The sequence below is a fragment of the Actinoallomurus sp. NPDC050550 genome (genome assembly GCF_040655075.1).
Taxonomy (GTDB): Bacteria; Actinomycetota; Actinomycetes; order Streptosporangiales; family Streptosporangiaceae; genus Actinoallomurus.
In genome coordinates this window covers 1-1,461 of sequence record NZ_JBFAJC010000148.1, presented here as the reverse complement: position 1 = coordinate 1,461, position 1,461 = coordinate 1, and the positions used below count along the sequence as shown (strand labels likewise).

Annotated in this window: 1 protein-coding gene; it reads right to left on the bottom strand. The window is 71.9% G+C overall.

Annotated elements, in window-relative coordinates; all coding sequences use genetic code 11:
* The coding region (locus AB0I04_RS55135; RefSeq protein WP_360905075.1) for a hypothetical protein at positions 1-1,240 on the bottom strand (1,240 nt) is incomplete at its 3' end.
* Between the last annotated feature and the right edge of the window lie 221 nt (positions 1,241-1,461).

Here is a 1,461-nt window from a genome sequence, read left to right as displayed (position 1 = left end):
CATCCACCGGCGCCATACCGTCCGTTCGGTACGGCGGATCGAACTGATGCGAGTCGGACGGCTGTGAGTCGAACGTCGGCGGGCTGAACGCCGTTTCCGGACGCGGCGGCCTGTCCGGCATGATGACCTCGCCCTGCCGGTCGGTCGGCGTGGCGCCGTGCTGGGGGGGCCTGGTCACCCGGGCGGGGGCCGTCGCCGGGCCCGCCGCCTTGACAGCGTTCCACGCCTCCCGGGCCCTGGCGTACCGATCCCCTAGTCGCCTCCAGCCGGCGGCGGCAAGACCAGCCTCGAAGACCTTGCCGTCGCTTACGCGCGCCTGGCGTGCGGCACGAGCGAACTCCTGCAGCTGCTGGTCGGTGGGTGTGTCGCCGTGCTGGGGGGGCAAGGTCGCCCATGCGGGGGCCTTCACCGGGGCTACCGGGGCCACCGCCGGGATAGCGTTCCACGCCTCCCGGGCCCTGGCGGACCTGTTCCCTAGGTCCTCCCAGCCCGCGGCGGCCAGTCCAGCCACGAAGTCGTCGCGGTGGCTTACGCGCGCCTCGCGTGCGGCACGAGCGAAATCCCGCAGCTGCTGGTCGGTGGGCCTAGCGCCGCGCCAGGAGGGCAAGGTCACCCATGTGGGGACCTCCGCCGAAGCGTTCCACGCCTTCTGGGCCCTGGCGTTCCTGTTTCCTAGGTGCTTCCAGCCGACGGTGGCCAGATCATTCGCGAAGGCGGTGCCGCTGCTTACGCGCGCCTCGCGTGCGGCACGAGCGAAATCCCGCAGCTGCTCGTCGGTGGGCGTAGCGCCGCGCCGGCGGGGCAGGGTCACCCACGTAGGGATTTCCGCCGGGGCAGCGTTCCATGCCTCCCGGGCCCTGGCGTACCCCTTCCCTAGGCCTCTCCAGCCGGCGGCGGCCAGACCATTCGCGAAGACGCTGCCGCTATGTACGCCTGCCTCGCGCGCGGCAGAAGCGAACTGTTGCAGCTGCTGGCCGGTGGGCGTGTCGTCGGGCTCGGGGGGTAGGGTCGCCCATGTGGGGACCTCCACCGGGGCCGCCGGGCCCGCGTTCCACGCCTGCCAGGCCCTGGCGTACCCCGCCGCTAGGCCTCTCCAGCCGGCGTCGACAAGATCAGCCGCGAAGACGTTGCCGTTGATCACGCCCGCCTGGCGTGCGTCATGGGCGAACTGTTGCAGTTGCTGGTCGGTGGGCGTGTCGCCGTGCTGGGGGGGCAGGGTCGCCCATGCGGGGACCTTCACCGGGGCCACGGCAGGGGCAGCGTTCCACGCATCCCGGGCCCTGGTGGTGGCCCCTCCCGCTAGGCCGCTCCAGCCAGCGGCGTAAAGACTAGCTACGAAGGCGTTGCCGCTGGGTACGCGCGCTTGGCGTGCGTCCTGGGCGAATTGCTGTAGCTGCTGGTCGGTGGGTCTAGCGCCGGGCGTGGGGGGTGTGGGTGCGTTCCAGGTGTCTGGTCCCCGTT